This is a genomic window from Neisseria sp. SLRRB23, from assembly GCF_050896295.1.
GTDB lineage: Bacteria > Pseudomonadota > Gammaproteobacteria > Burkholderiales > Neisseriaceae > Neisseria.
Genome location: NZ_JBPBFH010000017.1, coordinates 1 through 18,590 on the forward strand (window position 1 = coordinate 1; position 18,590 = coordinate 18,590).

At 50.8% G+C, this 18,590-nt stretch carries 15 protein-coding genes; 7 read left to right on the forward strand and 8 right to left on the reverse strand.

From position 1 onward, the window contains the following. A partial coding sequence (locus tag ACRPFF_RS05960) for a cation transporter (protein WP_432674088.1) occupies positions 1-187 on the reverse strand: 187 nt, incomplete at its 3' end. A gap of 139 nt (positions 188-326) precedes the next feature. Between ACRPFF_RS05960 and trxB the strand changes: the two genes are divergently transcribed. From trxB to ACRPFF_RS05995, 7 genes are all read left to right on the forward strand, one after another. Next, the gene (trxB, locus tag ACRPFF_RS05965) at positions 327-1,277 is read left to right on the forward strand and encodes a thioredoxin-disulfide reductase (protein ID WP_003710105.1); all 951 of its coding nucleotides are present in this window, start codon (positions 327-329) and stop codon (positions 1,275-1,277) included. Between the two features lie 155 nt (positions 1,278-1,432). Further along, positions 1,433-1,801, forward strand: a complete 369-nt coding sequence (rpsF, locus tag ACRPFF_RS05970; RefSeq protein WP_432674089.1) for a 30S ribosomal protein S6 — start codon at positions 1,433-1,435, stop codon at positions 1,799-1,801. Further along, complete coding sequence (priB, locus tag ACRPFF_RS05975; RefSeq protein ID WP_432674090.1) at positions 1,802-2,104, forward strand: primosomal replication protein N; 303 nt, start codon at positions 1,802-1,804, stop codon at positions 2,102-2,104. It begins immediately after the preceding gene. A gap of 6 nt (positions 2,105-2,110) precedes the next feature. After that, positions 2,111-2,341 (forward strand): 30S ribosomal protein S18, encoded by a 231-nt coding sequence (rpsR, locus tag ACRPFF_RS05980; protein ID WP_002213306.1) that lies wholly within the window; start codon positions 2,111-2,113, stop codon positions 2,339-2,341. A gap of 67 nt (positions 2,342-2,408) precedes the next feature. Continuing rightward, a complete protein-coding gene (gene rplI / locus ACRPFF_RS05985; protein WP_432674113.1) occupies positions 2,409-2,810 on the forward strand; it encodes a 50S ribosomal protein L9 in 402 nt (133 codons plus the stop codon). 202 nt (positions 2,811-3,012) lie between these two features. Next, the gene (gene mltB / locus ACRPFF_RS05990) at positions 3,013-4,080 is read left to right on the forward strand and encodes a lytic murein transglycosylase B (RefSeq protein WP_432674091.1); all 1,068 of its coding nucleotides are present in this window, start codon (positions 3,013-3,015) and stop codon (positions 4,078-4,080) included. A gap of 470 nt (positions 4,081-4,550) precedes the next feature. Continuing rightward, the gene (locus ACRPFF_RS05995) at positions 4,551-8,600 is read left to right on the forward strand and encodes a YadA-like family protein (protein ID WP_432674092.1); all 4,050 of its coding nucleotides are present in this window, start codon (positions 4,551-4,553) and stop codon (positions 8,598-8,600) included. A 194-nt stretch (positions 8,601-8,794) separates the two neighbouring features. Here ACRPFF_RS05995 and ACRPFF_RS06000 read toward each other — a convergent pair whose 3' ends face one another. The 7 genes from ACRPFF_RS06000 to patB all read right to left on the reverse strand — a co-directional run bounded on the left by ACRPFF_RS06000 (position 8,795) and on the right by patB (position 18,583). Then, on the reverse strand, positions 8,795-10,807 hold the full coding sequence (locus ACRPFF_RS06000; protein WP_432674114.1) for a site-specific recombinase: 2,013 nt from the start codon (positions 10,805-10,807) through the stop codon (positions 8,795-8,797). A 44-nt stretch (positions 10,808-10,851) separates the two neighbouring features. Next, on the reverse strand, positions 10,852-12,405 hold the full coding sequence (locus tag ACRPFF_RS06005) for an ABC transporter ATP-binding protein (protein ID WP_432674093.1): 1,554 nt from the start codon (positions 12,403-12,405) through the stop codon (positions 10,852-10,854). 130 nt (positions 12,406-12,535) lie between these two features. After that, entirely contained in the window at positions 12,536-14,083 is a 1,548-nt protein-coding gene (locus ACRPFF_RS06010; RefSeq protein WP_432674094.1) for a fatty acid--CoA ligase, read from the reverse strand. A 107-nt stretch (positions 14,084-14,190) separates the two neighbouring features. Next, positions 14,191-15,213 (reverse strand): ABC transporter permease, encoded by a 1,023-nt coding sequence (locus ACRPFF_RS06015; RefSeq protein ID WP_432674095.1) that lies wholly within the window; start codon positions 15,211-15,213, stop codon positions 14,191-14,193. Between the two features lie 50 nt (positions 15,214-15,263). Next, positions 15,264-16,316: a microcin C ABC transporter permease YejB gene (locus ACRPFF_RS06020; protein ID WP_432674115.1), complete on the reverse strand. Its 1,053-nt coding sequence runs from the start codon at positions 16,314-16,316 to the stop codon at positions 15,264-15,266. Positions 16,317-16,421: 105 nt separating this feature from the next. Beyond that, positions 16,422-17,615 (reverse strand): GDSL-type esterase/lipase family protein, encoded by a 1,194-nt coding sequence (locus ACRPFF_RS06025; RefSeq protein ID WP_432674096.1) that lies wholly within the window; start codon positions 17,613-17,615, stop codon positions 16,422-16,424. Continuing rightward, positions 17,612-18,583: a peptidoglycan O-acetyltransferase PatB gene (gene patB / locus ACRPFF_RS06030; RefSeq protein WP_432674097.1), complete on the reverse strand. Its 972-nt coding sequence runs from the start codon at positions 18,581-18,583 to the stop codon at positions 17,612-17,614. The genes ACRPFF_RS06025 and patB overlap by 4 nt, the downstream gene beginning before the upstream one ends. Positions 18,584-18,590 lie beyond the last annotated feature (7 nt).

Sequence of the window (18,590 nt, forward strand, 5' to 3'; positions counted from 1 at the left end):
TCTCAATGATTTTGGCAATGTCGGCTACCGACGTTTTGCTGTCGTCAAACGTAACCTGCGCCTCTTCGCTGGCGAAGTTCACCCCCGCCGATTCGACAAAATCTTTTTTGTTCAACACTTTTTCAATGCGCGAAGCACATGCCTGGCAGGTCATACCTTCGATTTGGAAACGGATTTTTTGTTGCATAAGCGTGATTCCTGTTTTGATGTTCAGACGGCAGTCAAGGCTGCGGGATGCCGTCTGAAACGCCGGTATGGTCAAAATTTCTCAAACGCGCCGATAATTCGAGTAGAATCCGAAAACTTGACACAGCAAAGGAAAAACAATGTCCCAACACCGCAAACTGATTATTTTGGGTTCCGGCCCCGCCGGATACACCGCCGCCGTCTATGCCGCGCGCGCTAATTTAAACCCCGTCATTATTACAGGTATCGCTCAAGGCGGGCAACTGATGACAACGACCGAAGTGGACAACTGGCCTGCCGATGCCGACGGCGTGCAAGGGCCGGAATTGATGGCGCGGTTTCTCGCCCACGCCGAACGTTTCGGAACAGAAATTATTTTTGACCAAATCAACGCCGTCGATCTGCAAAAACGCCCGTTCGCACTCAAAGGCGATATGGGCGAGTACACTTGCGATGCCCTGATTGTAGCAACAGGCGCGTCCGCAAAATACCTCGGTTTGCCGAGTGAGGAAGCGTTTGCCGGAAAAGGCGTTTCCGCTTGTGCCACCTGCGACGGTTTCTTCTACAAAAACCAAGATGTTGCCGTAGTCGGCGGCGGCAATACGGCAGTTGAGGAAGCACTCTACCTTGCCAATATCGCCAAAACCGTTACGCTGATTCACCGCCGCAGCGAGTTCCGTGCCGAAAAAATCATGATAGACAAACTGATGAAACGCGTGGAAGAGGGCAAAATCATCCTCAAGCTGGAAAGCAATCTGCAAGAAGTCTTGGGCGACGATCGGGGCGTAAACGGCGCATTATTAAAAAACAACGACGGTTCTGAGCAACAAATTGCCGTCAGTGGCATCTTTATCGCCATCGGGCACAAGCCGAATACCGATATTTTCAAAGGGCAGTTGGAAATGGACGAAGCCGGCTACCTGAAAACAAAAGGCGGGACGGCGGACAATGTCGGTGCAACCAATATCGAAGGCGTATGGGCGGCGGGAGATGTAAAAGACCATACCTACCGTCAGGCAATTACCAGCGCGGCTTCCGGCTGTCAGGCGGCTTTGGACGCGGAACGCTGGCTGGGCAGCCAAAACATTTGAATGCCGTCTGAAACCGGAATTTTCGGCGGAATGCAAGTTTTTCGTACCAAATCCTTGATTCCGTCGGCAAACCCCAATATAATGCCTGCTCTTTGAACCTTGCCTTCTGCTTTCGCATGGCAGAAGGCTGTTTTTACCATCCATAAGGAGATAACATGCGTCATTACGAGATCGTGTTTATCGTTCATCCTGATCAAAGCGAGCAAGTGCCCGCTATGGTTGAACGTTACAAAACCATGATTACCGAGGCAAACGGTAAGATTCACCGTCTAGAAGATTGGGGTCGCCGCCAACTGGCTTACCCGATTAACAAAATCCACAAAGCACATTATGTTTTGATGAACATCGAAACCACTCCCGAAGTTGTTGGGGAGTTGGAAACCGCGTTCCGTTTCAATGATGCGGTATTGCGTCATCTGACCAGCAAAACCAAACACGCCGTTACCGAAGCTTCCCCTATGTTGGGTGGCGAAAAGGCTAAGAACCTGCTGAGCGGTGCGTCTGAAGAAGCGGTTGCCCAATAATTGGGATTCAATAATCTTGTTTCGCTTGCCGCGTTGATTGAAAAGGTTTTCCCTATTCGATATACGCCTGCCGGAATCTCTGTCTTAGATATTATTTTAAAGCATGAATCATGGCAGAAAGAAAATGGGCAGCAATGTCTTATCCAATTGGAAATTCCAGCACGGATTTTAGGCAGGCAGGCGGAAGAGTGGCAGTATCGGCAAGGTGTATATGTTCACGTCGAAGGTTTTTTAGCTCAAAAAAGCAGACGTTCCCATATGCCGATGCTCAGAATACAAAATATTAAAGAATATAAAGGTTAAACGACAATGGCTCGTCAATCATTCAAACGTAGAAAATTCTGCCGTTTTACGGCTGAAAAAATCCAAGAAGTCGATTACAAACAAGTTGATTTGCTGAAAGACTTTATCTCTGAAAACGGTAAAATCATTCCTGCCCGCATTACAGGAACGAAGGCATTCTATCAACGCCAATTGGCTGTTGCCGTAAAACGTGCACGTTTCTTGGCACTCCTGCCTTATACCGATCAACACAAATGATTTTGGAGTTTAAATCATGCAAATTATTCTGTTAGAAAAAATCGGCGGTTTGGGGAATTAGGGCGACATCGTTACCGTAAAAAACGGTTATGCCCGCAACTTCTTGATTCCCGCAGGTAAGGCAAAACGTGCTACTGAAGCGAACATGAAAGAGTTTGAAGCACGCCGCGCAGAACTGGAAGCCAAACAGGCTGAAATTTTGGCAGATGCCCAAGCCCGTCAAGAAAAATTGGATGGCCAAACCATTACCGTTGCACAAAAAGCCGGTGTGGACGGCCGTCTGTTTGGTTCCGTTACCAATGCGGACATTGCGGCTGCAATCGTTGCGACCGGCATCGAAGCTGCCAAAGCGAATGTACGCCTGCCGAACGGTCCTCTGAAAGCAGTTGGCGAGTATGAAGTAGAAGTGGCTTTGCACACTGATGCCGTTGCTAAAATTACCGTTGCCGTCGTTGCTGCAGCTGAGTAATTGAAATTATCAGAATGCCGTCTGAAACCATGTTCCGATTATCGGTAAGGTTTCAGACGGCATTTCTTTTACTTTTAAATTTCCGATGAGGAAAGTGTGCAGTTTTTTTGCTGCTTCCGCATATCAGTATCGTTGGTGTGTCGGTTAATAATGTTATGTTGCCGTAACTATTTTTATTTTCTGTATCTGTTTGGGGTTTTCTATGAAAACGATAAAAATACTTCCGTTGGCAATTTGTTTGGCAGCTTTGTCTGCCTGTACGACGGTTAAGACAATTGAGAAAGAAGGAAATGAACGTCCGCAAAATGAACGTCCGCAATTTGATGTTGTGGCAGAATCAGTATCCAGCAGCGGATTTGCCGCCAATGCCAATGTCCGCCGTTTTGTGGATTATGAGGTTGAAAAGGGAGATTTTTCCCGAGTGGAATTAGGGAATTTTTTTGATAATGCGGTTTATAAGGCAAACATTATCAATATCATGTACAAACCTTCTACATCCAGACCGTGGTATGAATTTAAGGTTGGTAATTCAGGAGCTGCAAAATTTAACGGGGCCCGAAAGTTTTATTCTGAAAATCAGGCGGTAATTGAAAGAGTGGCGGATGAATATGGCGTGCCTGCCGAGCTTATCGTGGCGATTATCGGGATTGAAACGAATTACGGTAAGAATATGGGCAGCTTCCGGGGTGCCGATGCATTAGCAACTTTGGGCTTTGATTATCCCCGCCGTGCCGAGTTCTTCCAAAAAGAATTGGTTGAGCTTTTGCGGTTGGCAAAAGAAGAAGGCAGTGATGTTTTTGCTTTTAAGGGCAGTTATGCGGGTGCAATGGGTATGCCGCAATTTATGCCTTCGAGCTACCGGAAATGGGCGGTAGATTATGACGGAGACGGACATCGGGACATATGGGGAAATGTTGGCGATGTAGCAGCCTCGATTGCCAATTATATGAAACAGCACGGTTGGGTGACCGGAGGAAAAATGCTGGTACCCGTTACGCTGACGCCGAGTGCGGATATTCAAGCCATAATTGGAGAAAAAACGGCATTGGTGCGGACAGTTGCAGATCTGAAGGCTTATGGCATCAAACCTCAGGAAGAGCTTGCAGATCATGAAAAGGCAATCTTGTTCAGCTTGGAGGTTAAGCCCGGCGTATTTGAATATTATTTAGGTTTAAACAATTTTTATACGGTTTGGCAATACAATCACAGCCGGATGTATGTAACGGCAGTCAGGGATATTGCCAACTCGCTTGGAAATAGGAGGCTCTAATATTTCTTTTCAGATATCGTTTTAAGAAAATATAAACGATACGGAATGTCTATGTATAGTGGATTAACACAAATCAGGACAAGGCGACGAAGCCGCAGACAGTACAAATAGTACGGCAAGGCGAGGCAACGCCGTACTGGTTTAAATTTAATCCACTATAGATTCATGAATCATATAATGTTACCAATACATTATCTTTATGGTTGACAGTATCGGCAATTGATAGGCAGGTCGGCAAACCCTTTTTTTTCTGTGGAGAAGATTTGGTTATTATAGAAGGTGTGTAGGAAATGTATTAAGGAAATAAATGTTTGGTTAATTTAAGTAATTTTATTAGTTTTCCAAACCCGTTCTATATAAAATGCCAACCACATATACCTATCCTGGCAAATTACAGTATATTGGCAGGCTATGCCATCAAAAAACAGGGATAGAATAAATTTAATCATATTAAACGGGGATTACTCATAATGAATAAGATTTTCAAGGTGGTTTACAATAAGGCGACTGGCAGATATGAAGTTGTATCGGAGCTGGCAAAAGCCGAAGGTAAAGCATCTTCGTCAACTCTGCAGAATAAATCTATATTTTCCAAACAAGTGTCCAGATTGACCATGCTTTCCTTGTGTTTGGCATCGGTAGGTTTTGCGGCGGCGGCAGATAATTCATATATCAATGTGAATGGGGAGAATGCAGAAAGGAATGAAGCCTTCTTTCAGAAAATGGGTGAGGATGGTACTACTCCTGTTAATTTGAGGCTCAATTATGAAGGAAGAAACCCTGGAGGACCGGTAAATGATAATAAAACCGTTGGTACGAGTGGAGCGGTAGGTGCTCGTTCCATCGCGTCAGGTGTTTATGCCAATGCTTTGTCAAAGGATTCGATTGCCATTGGTACCGGAGCGAATGTAAATAACTATTGGGGATCTCAGCGAAATGAGGCAGTTGCCGGTATTGCAATTGGCAAACACGCTCAGGTTGAAGGGTCTGCCGGTGCAATCGCATTTGGCAGAGGAAGTACGATTCTTAGGAATGAATCTTATAATCTAGGGGCGAATAATGCAATTGCGATTGGTAATAATAGCAAAATTACAGCTGCAAGCGGCGCAATTGCGATTGGTAATGCAGCAAATATTACCGCTATAAATACGGGTAGCGGTAATGGTGCGACAAATGCGGTAGCAATTGGCAATAGTGCGACTGTTGAGCGTGAAAATTCGATTGCCATGGGTAATTCCGCTACAGCTAATCGTGAAAATTCGGTTGCCTTAGGTAATTCCACTACGGCGAAACGTGAGAATTCTGTTGCGATAGGTACAAATGTAACTGTAGAAAGAGAAAACTCTGTTGTTATCGGTCAAAATGCAAGCGCAACGAGAGAAAGGGTTGTCGCCATTGGTGCTTACGCAAAAGCAGAAGGGGATAGAACAGTTGCAATTGGCCCAGAAGCGACAGCCAAAGGCTCAAAATCTATTGTGATTGGTGGTATTGGTGATGCAAAAGCGACAGCAGAGAAAGACTACTCCATTGTTATCGGTAATGGAGCGCAAGCAACGGATAATGCAACATATTCTGTTACTTTAGGTAACAATGCTAAAACAGCTGGAGCAACAGGGATTAGTATTGGTGATCGAGCTCAAGTGGTAGCGTCTGCAGCAAATGGGATTGCACTAGGTCAAAGTGCGGTTGCTAATAATTCAGGTGATATTGCTATTGGTCAATCTTCAAGTACATCGACTAAACATACAGTAAGTGATATCAAAATTGGTGATGCAACCTTATCTAAAGGCGTTGCCGCAACCAATAATGGCACTGTAAGTTTTGGTAATAGCACTATTAGACGCCAGATCCAAAATGTTGGAGCTGGTGAAATCTCTGAGACATCGAGTGATGTAATCACTGGTTCACAACTTTACCATGTAATCAAAGCTGCCGATGAAATTGCTAAAACAGAATATAAGTTTCAAGTAAATGGCTCGGATATTAAAACTATGAGCAACAAAGGCACATCAGCAACCAATAATGCTAATAATGTGCTTAATTTCAAAGCTGGCGATGGGTTAGATGTTGCATATGAAAATGATGCAGTAACTTATAAATTAAATGCCGATTCTAAGCAAGCAATTGCAGATGCTAAAACCGCAGCACAAACTGTAACTGCTAAACTTGACCAGATTAATCAATCTGTTGCACGAGCCGAAACAGCTGCGAGTAAAGCAGAAGCAGCCCAAGCAGCGGCNGAGACATCCGCAACAGAGGCAGAAAGTGCCAAGAATGCGGCAGAAGCAGCCAAAGTAGCGGCAGGGATATACGCAGCAGATGCGGTAAATGCCAAAGAAGCGGCAGCGGCATCCGCAACAGCGGCAGGAAATGCCAAAGCCGGTGCAGAGGCAGCCAAAGCTGGTGCAGAAGCAGCGAAAACTGCGGCAGCGGCATCCGCAGCAGAGGCAGAAAGTGCCAAGAATGCGGCAGTAGCAGCCAAAGATGCGGCAGAAGAAGCCAAAGCTGGTGCAGTAGAAGCTAAAAATGCGGCAGAAGAAGCCAAAGAAGCGGCAGCGGTATCCGCAACGAATGCCACCAATTCGGCAACAGCGGCAGCGGCATCCGCAGCAGATGCGGCAACAGCCAAAACCGGTGCGGAAACCGCCAAAACTGCGGCAGAAGAAGCCAAAGCAGCGGCAGCGGCATCCGCAACGAATGCCGCCAATTCGGCAACAGCGGCAGCGACATCTGCAACAGAGGCAGTAAATGCCAAAGATGCGGCAGTAACAGCGAAGACTGATGCAGAAGCAGCGAAAGATGCGGCAGTAAGAGCCAAAGCCGATGCAGTAGCAGCCCAAGCTGGTGCAGAGGCAGCCAAAAACGAGGCAGCGGCATTCGCAACAGAGGCAAGAGAAGCGAAAACTGGTGCCGAAGCAGCTGCGGGTAAGGCAGAGGCAGCTAAGACTGATGCCGAAGCAGCGAAAACTGCGGCAGAAGCAGCGAAAGAAGCGGCTGCGACATCCGCCACGAATGCCGCCAATTCCGTAATAGAGGCAGAAAATGCCAAGAATGCGGCAGTAGCAGCGAAAGATGCGGCAATGATATCCGCAGCAGATGCGGTAAGTGCTAGAGATGGGGCAGTAGCAGCCAAAAACGAGGCAGTGGCATCCGCGGCAGATGCGGCAAGCGCAAAAACTGCAGCAGAAACCGCCAAAGACGCGGCAGTGACAGCACAAGGTAAAGCAGAAGCAGCGAAAGATGCAGCAGTAACAGCGAAGACCGGTGCAGAAGCAGCAAAAACTGCAGCAGTAGCAGCTAAAAACGAGGCAGCGACATCTGCAGCAGATGCGGCAACAGCCAAAACCGGTGCGGAAGCTGCCAAAAATGCGGCAGAAACCGCCAAAGCCGGTGCAGAAGCAGCCCAAGGTAAGGCAGAAACAGCCAGGGATAATGCAGTCGCAGCGAAAGAAGCGGCAGCGACATCCGCAACAGAGGCAGTAAATGCCAAGAATGCGGCAGTAGAAGCGAAAGAAGCGGCAGCGGCATCCGAAACGAATGCCGCCAATTCTGCGACAGAGGCGAGAGATGCCCAAGCTGGTGCAGAAGAAGCCAAAGCTGGTGCAATAGCAGCAAAAAATCCAGCAGTAGCAGCTAAAAACGAGGCAGCGACATCTGCAACAGAGGCAAGAGATGCTAAAGCTGGTGCAGAAGCAGCGAAAGAAGCGGCAGCGGCATCCGCAACAGAGGCAGGAAATGCGAAAGCTGGTGCAGTAGAAGCTAAAAATGCGGCGGAAACCGCCAAGACCGGTGCGGAAGCAGCGAAAGATGCGGCAGAAACCGCCAAAGCCGGTGCAGAAACCGCCAAGACCGGTGCAGAAGCAGCGAAGGATGCTGCTGTAACAGCCCAAGGTAAAGCTGAAGCAGCCAGAGACGAAGCGGCTGGTGCGCTTCAGAAAATCGAATCTTCTGGTTTGATTGGTAAGGATGGCAAGGTTTCTTTTGCTGCTGATAATGCAGGTAGTCGGGATAGTGCGCGGGCAGTAGGTATTGATTCAACTGCTTTGGGCTATGGTTCGGAAGCGAAGGGCAATGATTCCACTGTAATCGGCAACCATGCGTTTGCTAGTGGAACAGGTTCGGTTGCTTTGGGTAATGGTTCTGTGGCTTCTGAGGATTACACGGTTTCTGTCGGTTCGGCTGGTCATGAACGTCGTATTACAAATGTTCAGTCTCCACGCCATGCAACTGATGCGGCAAACAAGGCTTATGTGGATTCTATTCGTGATGAGTGGAAGTCGGCCGATAAAAAACTGCGTGGAGGTGTTGCAGGTGCGACTGCAATTGCAAATCTTCCGCAGGCAAATGGTAGCAGTAACAGTATGCTCAGCCTTGCTGTAGGTAATTATAGGGGTCAGAATGCATTTGCCATCGGTTATTCAAAGGTAAGTGACAATAATAGGGTTATCTTGAAGATAAGTGGTTCTGCCTCTACTGCCGGTGATTATAATGTTGGTGCAGGTATCGGGTTCCAATGGTAGAAAGGGCTTGAGATTATCTGATTTGGTTTCTGTTTTAGTTTTTATGATACTGTTACCGTCAGATGGTTAGCCGGCATCTTTTTACAGTCTGATATTTAATCCCGTCCGATTATATTCGGACGGGATTTTTTATCAATCATCTGCCTGTGAATATGCGGTTTAGGGTCAAACTTGTTTAAGACGGCATTTTCTGATCAGGGTTTGTTTGAGGTTGGAGATTTTCGTTCTTGTTCTGTCGATGGTGGAAGGAAAAGTATAAAGGGATTGGTTTTAATCTGATTCCAGAAACTTTTGACTAGGTTGCGGATGCTGCTGATTTTTGTGCCTCGTGCCCTGAGGGCGACAAATAGTGCAAGGCTGAAACTCACGCAGAGGTTGACCAGGCCGATGGCAAGAATGTTTAGAATGCCAAGGGTGAAGCTGATAATACCGATATTGCCGCTAACGGCGGCATAGCCGAGGTTGGCGGATGAGAATGCGACGTGGCGGATGTCCAGGGGGAGGCCGATAAGTTGGCCGATGTAACCCGTCATACCCAGCAGCATCCCGAAGATAAAGTTGCCGGCCAAGGAGCCGTAGTGTTTGTGTATGTAGGAAGCAAGGGCCCGGCGGGGTTTGGGGCGCATGATTTTGCGCAGCAGCGGGTTAAAGGGAAGACGCTGGCGAAGGTTGAGGTAGTCGGCACGGTTATCGAAAAAACCTGCGATGATTCCGGAACAAAAGAGCCATACTCCTGCGATGGCGGCATACCAGAGGGTGGGTTGGGTAAAAATATCGATTGATTTGAATTGGTAGGTGGTGGTATGGGTATCGAGTATGGGTTGTCGGTACAGATGGGTATAGCCGATTGATATGGTACATGCCAAAAGGATGGCGACGGAGACATTGCCGAAAACGGCGACACTTTGCGAGCGGCATACGTCGATTAGGAGTTTGGCGAGTTTATTGTCCGCTGCTTTGCCTCCTTCGTTGAGATCGACCTGTTCGGCGAAGCTGGCGGCGGTCATGGCGGGCTGTTTCGTTGCAACAGTGCAATGCAGTATGTGGATGAGCATGAAGCCTATGCCGTAGTTAAGCCCGGATAGGAAGGCTGTGGCAAAGGGGCTGAAACCAAGTGTGCCGATATGGATTTTGTGCAGTGCCATCAGGGAGATGATGACGCCGCCGCCCGCTGCGGAGTAGAACATTTTGAAATATTCTTTGCGGTTGCGGGTAATGTAGTGTTCGCCGTGGTTGCTTTTATTTTCAGTAATGCTGCGTGCGAGCATCCTGATGCTGCTGCGGCGCAGGTGGCGGGTGCTGTATTGTTCGACTGCGGCATAGATGAGGGAGTTCATCAGGGCAATGGTTAGCCGGCTGTGGTTGCTGATATCGGTTTGAATGTCGGTCAGGAGTTTCAGACGGCATAGGGTCTGTTGGAGTCGTTCGAGCAGGTGGGCAACCTTTACGGATGATCCCGAACCCGCACCCGTACCTCGACGGCGCAAGTAGTCGATTTGGGTTCCGCATTGGTCGAACATAACTTCAAGATGTGCGGTATCGTAAGGATTGTGCTCTTTTCGGTAGTGTTCGACCAGCTTGGCAGTTTCGCGTTGGAGGGCGACAAAAGGCGAGTCTGCCTCAAGCAGGCGAGGTGCAATGCGGATGAGGTCGGGTTCGATGGCTTCGGAGGCAATCCAAATGGCAAGCATTTCAATGGCGCGCAGCCGGGCATCGGCAAGTTGTCGGCATGCTGTTTGCAACAGTGCGGGTTCGGCATTGGCGCGGATAAGCTCGTATAGGCCCAGCCACTGGCGGATATGGAGGGTTTGCAGCCATTTGTCGTCGTTTTCGGAGTGGAAAAGGTAGAGGAATACTTCACGCAGGTTGGCAAAGTCTTTGTAGGATGGGCTGAAGCGTTCGTATATGCGTATACCCATTTCCCGGGAAAAGCTGTGGCGCGAGAAAATACCGAGTTTGATAAGGGCGGGGTAGATGTGGACTTGGGAAAGCCATGTATAGAAGCGTCGGCTGAAATGGCGGCAGAGTGCTTCGTCTTGTTTGAGCGTGGTAATGATTAAATCGAAGTGTTCCGCAGCCTGTTTTTTGCCGCCGCGGCGGATGAATTTGATTAACGCATTCAGGATAAGGACGAAATCGGTATCGTTCAGACTTTCGGAAAGGAGCGGATGCAGGTTTTGCCGGGTAATTTTCTTCATATTTGTAATTATACTGTATTGATTTTCAGTAGATACCCTATAAGAGGGGTTTGCTAATCTAATATATGCCGGAACTTCATCAGATGGCGTGTGTAATCGCTGGAAGGGTTGGCAAATACGGTTTCGCAGTCGCCCTCTTCGACGATTTTGCCGTCTTTCAGCACCATCACGCGGTGCGACAGGGCGCGGATGACGGCGAGGTCGTGGCTGATGATGATGAGGCTGAGGCCGTGTTTTTTCTGCAAATCGGCGAGCAACTCCAGAATCTGTTGCTGCCATTGTACGTCGAGCGCGCTGGTGGGTTCGTCCAAAACGAGGATTTTCGGGCGGACAATGATGGCGCGGGCGATGGCGAGCCGCTGGCGTTGTCCGCCGGAAAAGGCGTGCGGATAGCGTTCGAGCGCGTCTTCGGGCAGCCCGACCTGCCGCAATACGTCTTGCACGCGCTGCCGCATTTCTGCGCGGGACAAATCGGGTTCGTGGACGCGCAGGGCTTCGGAAACGATGTTAAAGACGTTCATGCGCGGGTTGAATGCTCCGAAAGGGTCTTGAAACACCATTTGTATATCGCGTCTGGATTCGTGTTTCCAGTCTTCGCCGTTGATTTTCAGACGACCTTCCGCGTCGATAAGGTGCATGACGGCTTTTGCCAGCGTGGTTTTGCCGCAGCCGCTTTCGCCGATGATGCCCAGCGTTTCACCCGCTTTCAAATCGAAGGAAACCGGCTCCAGCAGGGTTTTGTTGCGTTTTTTGAACCAACCTGCTGTTTCTTTGACGGCAACGGAAAGCTGCTTCGCCTGCAAGACGGTGGCGGGGTTGTCCACCAAAGGGACAACCTTGCGCGTGGCGCCGGCGTTCAACAGCATTTTCGTGTATTCGTGTTGCGGGCGGGCAAACACTTCCGCCGCCGCGCCCGTTTCGACAATACGTCCGCCGCGCATCACGGCAACGTCGTCTGCAAAGCAGCGGACAAGGTTCAGGTCGTGGGTAATGTAGAGCATGGTCATGTTGTGCGCCTGTTGCAAGCGCGCCAACAAATCGAGAATCTGCGCCTGCACGGAGACATCCAAGGCGGTGGTTGGTTCGTCGGCAATCAGGAGCTTGGGTTCGGCGGCAACCGCCATCGCAATCATTGCCCGCTGCCGCTGTCCGCCGGAAAGCTGGAAGGGATAGGCAAAGGCTTTCTGCTCCGGCTCGCGGATGCCGGTTTCCGCCAAGAGTTCGACCGCCCTCGCCCATGCCTGTTTTTTATCTAAACCCAGATGCAGGGTCAGCACTTCGGCAATCTGCGCGCCGACGCGCATCACGGGATTGAGCGCGGTCATCGGTTCTTGAAACACCATGCCGATTTCCCGTCCGCGCAGCTTTTGTAGGGCGCGTTCGGATTGGGTCAGCAAATCGTTGCCGTCAAATTTCAGATGCCCTTCAAACGACACCAGCGGATTCAGCCGCATAATGCCCTGCGCCAGCACGGTTTTACCACTGCCGCTCTCGCCGACCAATGCTAGTTTCCTGCCGGTCTGTACGGTCAGGCTGACATCGTGCAGGACTTGCTTGCCGGGGAACGAGGCGTTTAGGTTTTCAATCTCAAGGATGGGGCGGGTCATATCGGATGCCGTCTGAAAAGGAGGTTTGCCAAAATGATGGAAGCGGTATTTGCTAGGATAAGGGGCAGTGTTGTGCCGATATAAAAACCGGAACGGTATCCGTATGCCTCTTGTCTTTAGGCGGTATTTTTCATTTCCCTTGCTCGAACTGTTCTTTCAATACCCGTTTCAGAACCTTGCCTGTGGCGTTGCGCGGCAGCTCGTCTTTGAAGTAAATCTGTTTGGGAACTTTGAAATTTGCCAATTGCGCGCGTACATGGTTGCGGACGGTGGCTTCATCCAGTTCGGTCCCTTCTTTGAGCTGGATAAAGGCGATGATTTCTTCGTCGGCATATTGGTCTTTCACGCCGATGACGGCTGCAGCTTCGACGGCGTCGAGTTTGTAAATCGCTTCTTCAATCTCGCGCGGATAAACGTTTTGCCCTTTGGAAATAATCAGGTCTTTTTTGCGGTCGACGATAAAGATGAAGCCGTCTTCGTCTATCGTGACAAAATCGCCTGTTTTCAACCAGCCGTTAACGATGGTTTCATCCGTGGCATCACTCATATTCAGGTAGCCCTGCATGACCGAACCGCCCTTGACGATGAGTTCGCCCACTTCGCCCGTCGGTACTTCGACCAATTCCTCGTCGACGGCTTTGACTTCCAATCCGGGCAAGGCGATGCCGACGCTGCGGGCTTTCTGCCTTTCGGGCGTGTTGACGGCGACGACAGGCGAGCATTCGCTCAAACCGTAACCTTCCAAAAGCTTGGCGCGCGGGAACTTCGCTTTAAAATCAAGGATGGTTTGTTCCGCCAAAGGCGCACCGCCGCTGATAAACAGACGGACGCGGTTGAACCATCTGAAATACCAAGGGATTTTCGCTTTACTCATGGCAGTGTAAATCGCGGGTACGCCCAAAAACACGGTCGCGCGTTTGAGCAAAACCTGTTTCAAAACGTTGGAGAACGGGAAAACGGATTTCACCAAAATAATCGAACACGCCATATAAATCGGCAGCAACACCATAGCCGTCAGCGTAAAGCTGTGGAACATCGGCAGGAACACGACGAAGCGGTCGCGTTTGGTAATCTTAAAAATGCGCTCGATGCCTTCAAGGTTGGAAAACAGGTTGCCATAGCTGATTAATGCGCCTTTGGGGTGGCCTGTCGTGCCGGAAGTGTAAATAATATGCGCCAAATCATTGATTTTCGGCTGGCGGCTCAAATCGGGTGTACCCGAAAAACGGCGCGCTTCTTCAAAACGCACATCGGCTTCGTCTGCCGCTTTTGCCTCATCTATCCAAATGATTTTCTCGACGCGGGTCTGTTTTTTCAGCCCCTTCAATTCTTTCTGCAAACCTGCCGAAGCAAACATGAACCGCGCTTTGCAGTCGTTCAAAATATACGCGTATTCGTTGTTTTTCAAAAACGTATTCATCGGTACGGCAACCGCGCCGATGGCAGAAACGGCAAAATAGGCGCTGATAAATTCCGGCGAATTGGATACCGCCAGAGCGACTTTGTCGCCGAATCTGACCCCCATATTTTGCAGATATGCCGCTACGGCATCGACTTCCCGCTTGAGCGCATCGTAAGTGGTTTTTTCTTTATCGTTGAACACTGCCGTGCCGTTGCCGTTTTTACGGCAGGCAGCGGTCAGCATTTCGTAGAAGTTGGTGTTGTTTGTTTGATTCATTGAAATTCTTTAAAAATGAAGTGGATAAAATATTATAGAGGTCGTCTGAAGCTCCTGAAGGCACGGGTCGCGCATTGATGTACGCCCGCAAAGGCTCCGTGCTTATACTATCCCCTTGCGCGCACGTCAAACGCCTGCCGCAAGCCTTCGCCTATCGTTACCAGCAAAAGCAGCATGATAGTCAGCATGCCGACAGTAGACAAGCCTATCCACCAAGCATCTAAGTTGTCCTTGCCCTGAGACAGAAGTTCGCCCAAGCTTGCCTGCGACGCGGGAACGCCCAAACCGAGGAAATCCAAGCTGGTCAGCGCAAGCACTGCGCCGGAGATGCGGAAAGGCAGGAACGCCAATACAGGCGTGAGGCTGTTGGGCAGGATGTGCCGCCACATAATCGCGCGGTTGCCCACACCCATCGAACGCGCCGCCAAAACGTAATCCGCCTGACGGTTTTTCAAAAATTCGGCGCGGACGTAGTCCGACAACCCCATCCAGCCGAACAGCGACAGCAACACCAGCAAAATCAGTAAACTGGGATTAAAAAACGAAGACAGGATAATCAGCAGATAAAGTTCCGGCATCCCGCCCCAGATTTCGATAAAACGCTGCATCAAGAGGTCGGTCTTGCCGCCGAAATAACCCTGAACCGCACCGGTAATCACGCCGATTACGGTCGTTACAAAGGTCAATGCAAGGGCAAACAGCAGGGAATCGCGGAATCCGTAAATCAAACGCGCCAAGACATCACGGCCTCGGTCGTCCGTGCCGAGCAAGTGCCTTTCAGACGGCATTGCCGGATCGGGTTGGGTGTCAAAATCATTGAGCGTATCGGCATCATAAGGATTGGGCAGATAAACGGCGTAATTGCCGTCTGAAGTAATATTGTGGCGGATAAGCGGATCCAAATAGTCCGCAGGCGTATCAAAATCGCCGCCGAACACGGTTTCGTTGTATTCGTTTACCAGCGGAAAATAATATTCGCCCTGATAACGTATCCACAAGGGCTTGTCGTTGCTCCACAAAGGCGCAAGCAGCGCGACGGCGAACAAAACGGCTAAAACCCGCAACGCGAACCAGCCGCGTTTGTGTTGTTTGAATGCCTGCCAAGTGGGGTTTGAGGTGCGTGTTTTCATGGTTTGGAAAGGTTTTTAGTCATGATTCGGAAACATATTTTTCAGACGGCCTATTTCTGTCCGCCGAAATGAATGCGCGGATCGACCCACGAATAAGAAATATCCGACACCAATTTTGCCAGCAAACCCATTAGCGTGAACACATACAGCGTCCCCATCACCACCGGATAATCGCGCTTCATCACCGCCTCGTAGGAAAGCAGCCCCAGTCCGTCGAGCGAGAACAAGGTTTCAATCAGCAGGCTGCCGGTGAAAAACGCGCCGATAAAGGCGGCGGGAAAGCCGGTAATCAGCGGAATCATCGCATTGCGGAAAACGTGTTTCCACAAAATCTGTTTTTCCGGCAAACCTTTGGCGCGGGCGGTATAGACATATTGGCGGCGGATTTCTTCGAGAAACACGTTTTTTGTCAGGATGGTCATCACCGCCAGATTGCCGGCTACTGAAGCCGTAATCGGCAGCGTCATGTGCCACAGATAATCCTTGATTTTGCCCGCCCACGACAGTGTGTTGAAATCATCGCCGATCAAACCGCCCTGCGGAAACCATGCAAAAAAGCTGCCGCCGCCGAACAACACCAGCAGCATCAAACCCAACACAAACGGCGGTATGGTATAACCGACCAGCACCACCATCCCCGTTACCGCATCAAAACGGCTGCCGTCGCGCACCGCCTTGGCAATGCCCAACGGAATACAAATCAGATAAGTCAGGAAAAACGTCCACAAGCCCAAACTCATCGACACCGGCATTTTCTGTTTGACCAGCTCGAACACGGTTTCATGATGGAAAAAACTCTCGCCCAAATCAAAACGGGCAAACCGCCACACCATATCCGCAAACCGCGTCAGCGGCGGCTTGTCGAAACCGTACAGCGCATTTAACGCCGCCAAATCTTCCGGACTGATGCGGTTGCCGTTTTTCATCATGCCGCCTGCCGCCGCGTTCGCCGTCTCGCCGCTGACCGCACCATGCGTCAACTGCTGCACCATCTGCTCCACCGGCCCGCCCGGAACGAATTGGATAACGGCAAAAGTAATCGCCAAAATCCCCAACAGCGTGGGGATTAAGAGCAATAGGCGGTGGAGGATGTAGCGGTACATGGGATTCTCGCAATTGGAATTTGGATATGCCGTCTGAAGCAATATGAAGGTATCTGTTTCAGACGGCATTCCCTGTTGTGGAAATACTGCCCGACCCCTGTTCGATTATTGCTTTATCGTGGCGGAACGGACGAGTTCTTCCAAGTTGTCGGCGAGCATTTCTGCCGACCGTTGGTAGCCTTTGGCGGAAAAGTGTACGCCGTCTTTTGCGGCCCATCCGTGGTTGAGCCAGTTTTTCATGCTGCATATGCCGCCCATGGCGTTTTGCCAAGACCAGAACATGGTTTGTCCCTGCCGGGCGACGCGCCGCTGCATCTGTTGGACTTCGGTCAGGCGGACGGGGCGTGTGCCGCATACGCCGAGCGTGTTTTTCAGGGATTCGGGTGCACCGATGATGAGGATGCCGGCGGCGGGCAGGCTGTCGTGGATTTGGCGGACGGTATCCAGCCATTTCTGTTCGGTGTCGGCAATGTCGATGTTGTCGCCGAAGGCTTCGTTGGTACCGTAGGCAAGGATGACTAGATCGGCACCGGTTTGAGCAAGGTCGTTCATACGGTCGGCACGCCATTTCGACCACTGGGTCAATTGTGCGCCGTTGATGCCCATGGCGGAAACGGTAATGCCGCCGGCGGGATTTTCGATGTTGATGAAGCCGATGTCCCACGGCATTTCGGTCTGTATGGTCAGGGGCAGTGCCGCGCGGGTGTCCAGTACCTGCCAGCCGCTGCTGTTGGCAGAGACGGTGTTGCCGTTGACGGTCAGGGTTTGTTCGGCGAGCAGGGGTTTGGCAAACAGGGAAATGCGCTGTTTGCCGGTCTGGCCGTCGGATGCGGTCAGGGTCATGCTGCCGTTGTCGCCTGTTCGGGCAAAGATGCCGCCGAGCGGGAAGTCTCCGGTATTGTTCCTGCTGGTGAGGCTTTGCCAGTTGCCGCTGTAACGGACGGCCGCCATGCGCTGCCCTTTGACGTTGGCGGGGTAGACCCAGCCTATGCCGCCGTCGCCCCATGTTTTTTGCAGGCGTTTGCGCAGGGTGTCGGTAAAGAAGTCGCCGGCGGTATGCGAGTCGCCGATTTGCAGGATGCGGAAGGTCTCGCCGCTGCCTTGTGCGACGGATTGGAGTTTTTTCATCCAAGGCGAGGCGGCGGCGTTGCTGTAATCGGTCAAGAGGCCGTCTTCGCCGGTGTAGGGCGCGGACGGGGAAACGGTAACGGTGTCGAGGCTGACGGAGGCAATGGGCAGGGCGTTTGCCTGGGTTGCGGCGAACAGGGCGGAAAATGTGATGAAGTGTCTGAGGTTCATGGTTGTCTGCCTGGTGTAAAAGTGAGTTTTTCCATTATTTTTTCCGCCAGCAGTTTTTGTCCTTCGGCGGTAAAGTGTATGCCGTCTTTACTGCGGTAGCGGACGGATTTGCCGTTGACGTTGACGGAGTCGGTGTAGCGGTCTTCCCCGCCGCTCAAGGTGTGCGCGGTGGGAATCAGGATGATTTTGCCTTCCAGGTGTTCCGAAAGCAGTTTGTCAAGGTAGCGCATCTGCCCGTCGAGCTTGGCTTTTTTCATGTAGGGGATGCCGAGCCAGACGACTTGGACGTGGTGCGTGTGTGCGGCTTCAAGGATGCGGTCGACGCGTTTCAGGTATTCTTGCGCCCATTCGTCGGAAGCGAATTTGAGGTAGCGTTTGCCGACGGGAAAATCCCACGGGTCGTTCGGGCCGAGGAAGACGGCGAGTACGCTGATTTCGGGATGTTTTTGCAGGGTTTCTTCAATCGTTTTCGGCCAGTCGAAGAATGAGGGGTAGGACAGCCCCGTGCTTTGTTTGCTGAGGTTGACGGATTCGATGCCGTATTGTTGTTTCAGGCTTTTTTGCACGAAGGGTGCAACACCCTGCATCAGCGAATCGCCGGCAAAAAAGACTTTGTCGCCGCTGCGGACGGCGGCGGTGTCGGTGTCCTGTTTCCATTCTTGGATTTCGCCGGTTTGAGGGGTGGCTTCGGATGCGGCGGCTTCAGACGGCATATCTGCCGAACCGCCGCCTTGAGCCGTTGGCAGCGTTTCGCCGGACAGGAAGGCTTTGATGCCGTCTGAAAGGGCGTAGGCGTTTTCTTGCAACGCCGCACCGCTCCGCCACCATCCGTAGGCGGCAAGCGGTTCGAGCGGGCTGTTGCGGTGGTAGGTCTGCTGCCAGTAGGCGTTGATGGGGTTTTGGCTGAACCACACGGCAATCAGGGCAGACATCAGTATGGAGGCGAAAAGGGAAAGAAAGTTTTTCATGTTCAAA

Bases quoted from the DNA above. Each gene is read 5' to 3' on its own strand.
- ACRPFF_RS06005 (WP_432674093.1), bottom strand. From the start codon at position 12,405: ATGACCCGCCCCATCCTTGAGATTGAAAACCTAAACGCCTCGTTCCCC.
- ACRPFF_RS06025 (WP_432674096.1), bottom strand. From the start codon at position 17,615: ATGAACCTCAGACACTTCATCACATTTTCCGCCCTGTTCGCCGCAACC.
- ACRPFF_RS06020 (WP_432674115.1), bottom strand. From the start codon at position 16,316: ATGTACCGCTACATCCTCCACCGCCTATTGCTCTTAATCCCCACGCTG.
- rpsR (WP_002213306.1), top strand. From the start codon at position 2,111: ATGGCTCGTCAATCATTCAAACGTAGAAAATTCTGCCGTTTTACGGCT.
- ACRPFF_RS06015 (WP_432674095.1), bottom strand. From the start codon at position 15,213: ATGAAAACACGCACCTCAAACCCCACTTGGCAGGCATTCAAACAACAC.
- rpsF (WP_432674089.1), top strand. From the start codon at position 1,433: ATGCGTCATTACGAGATCGTGTTTATCGTTCATCCTGATCAAAGCGAG.
- ACRPFF_RS06010 (WP_432674094.1), bottom strand. From the start codon at position 14,083: ATGAATCAAACAAACAACACCAACTTCTACGAAATGCTGACCGCTGCC.
- trxB (WP_003710105.1), top strand. From the start codon at position 327: ATGTCCCAACACCGCAAACTGATTATTTTGGGTTCCGGCCCCGCCGGA.
- patB (WP_432674097.1), bottom strand. From the start codon at position 18,583: ATGAAAAACTTTCTTTCCCTTTTCGCCTCCATACTGATGTCTGCCCTG.
- mltB (WP_432674091.1), top strand. From the start codon at position 3,013: ATGAAAACGATAAAAATACTTCCGTTGGCAATTTGTTTGGCAGCTTTG.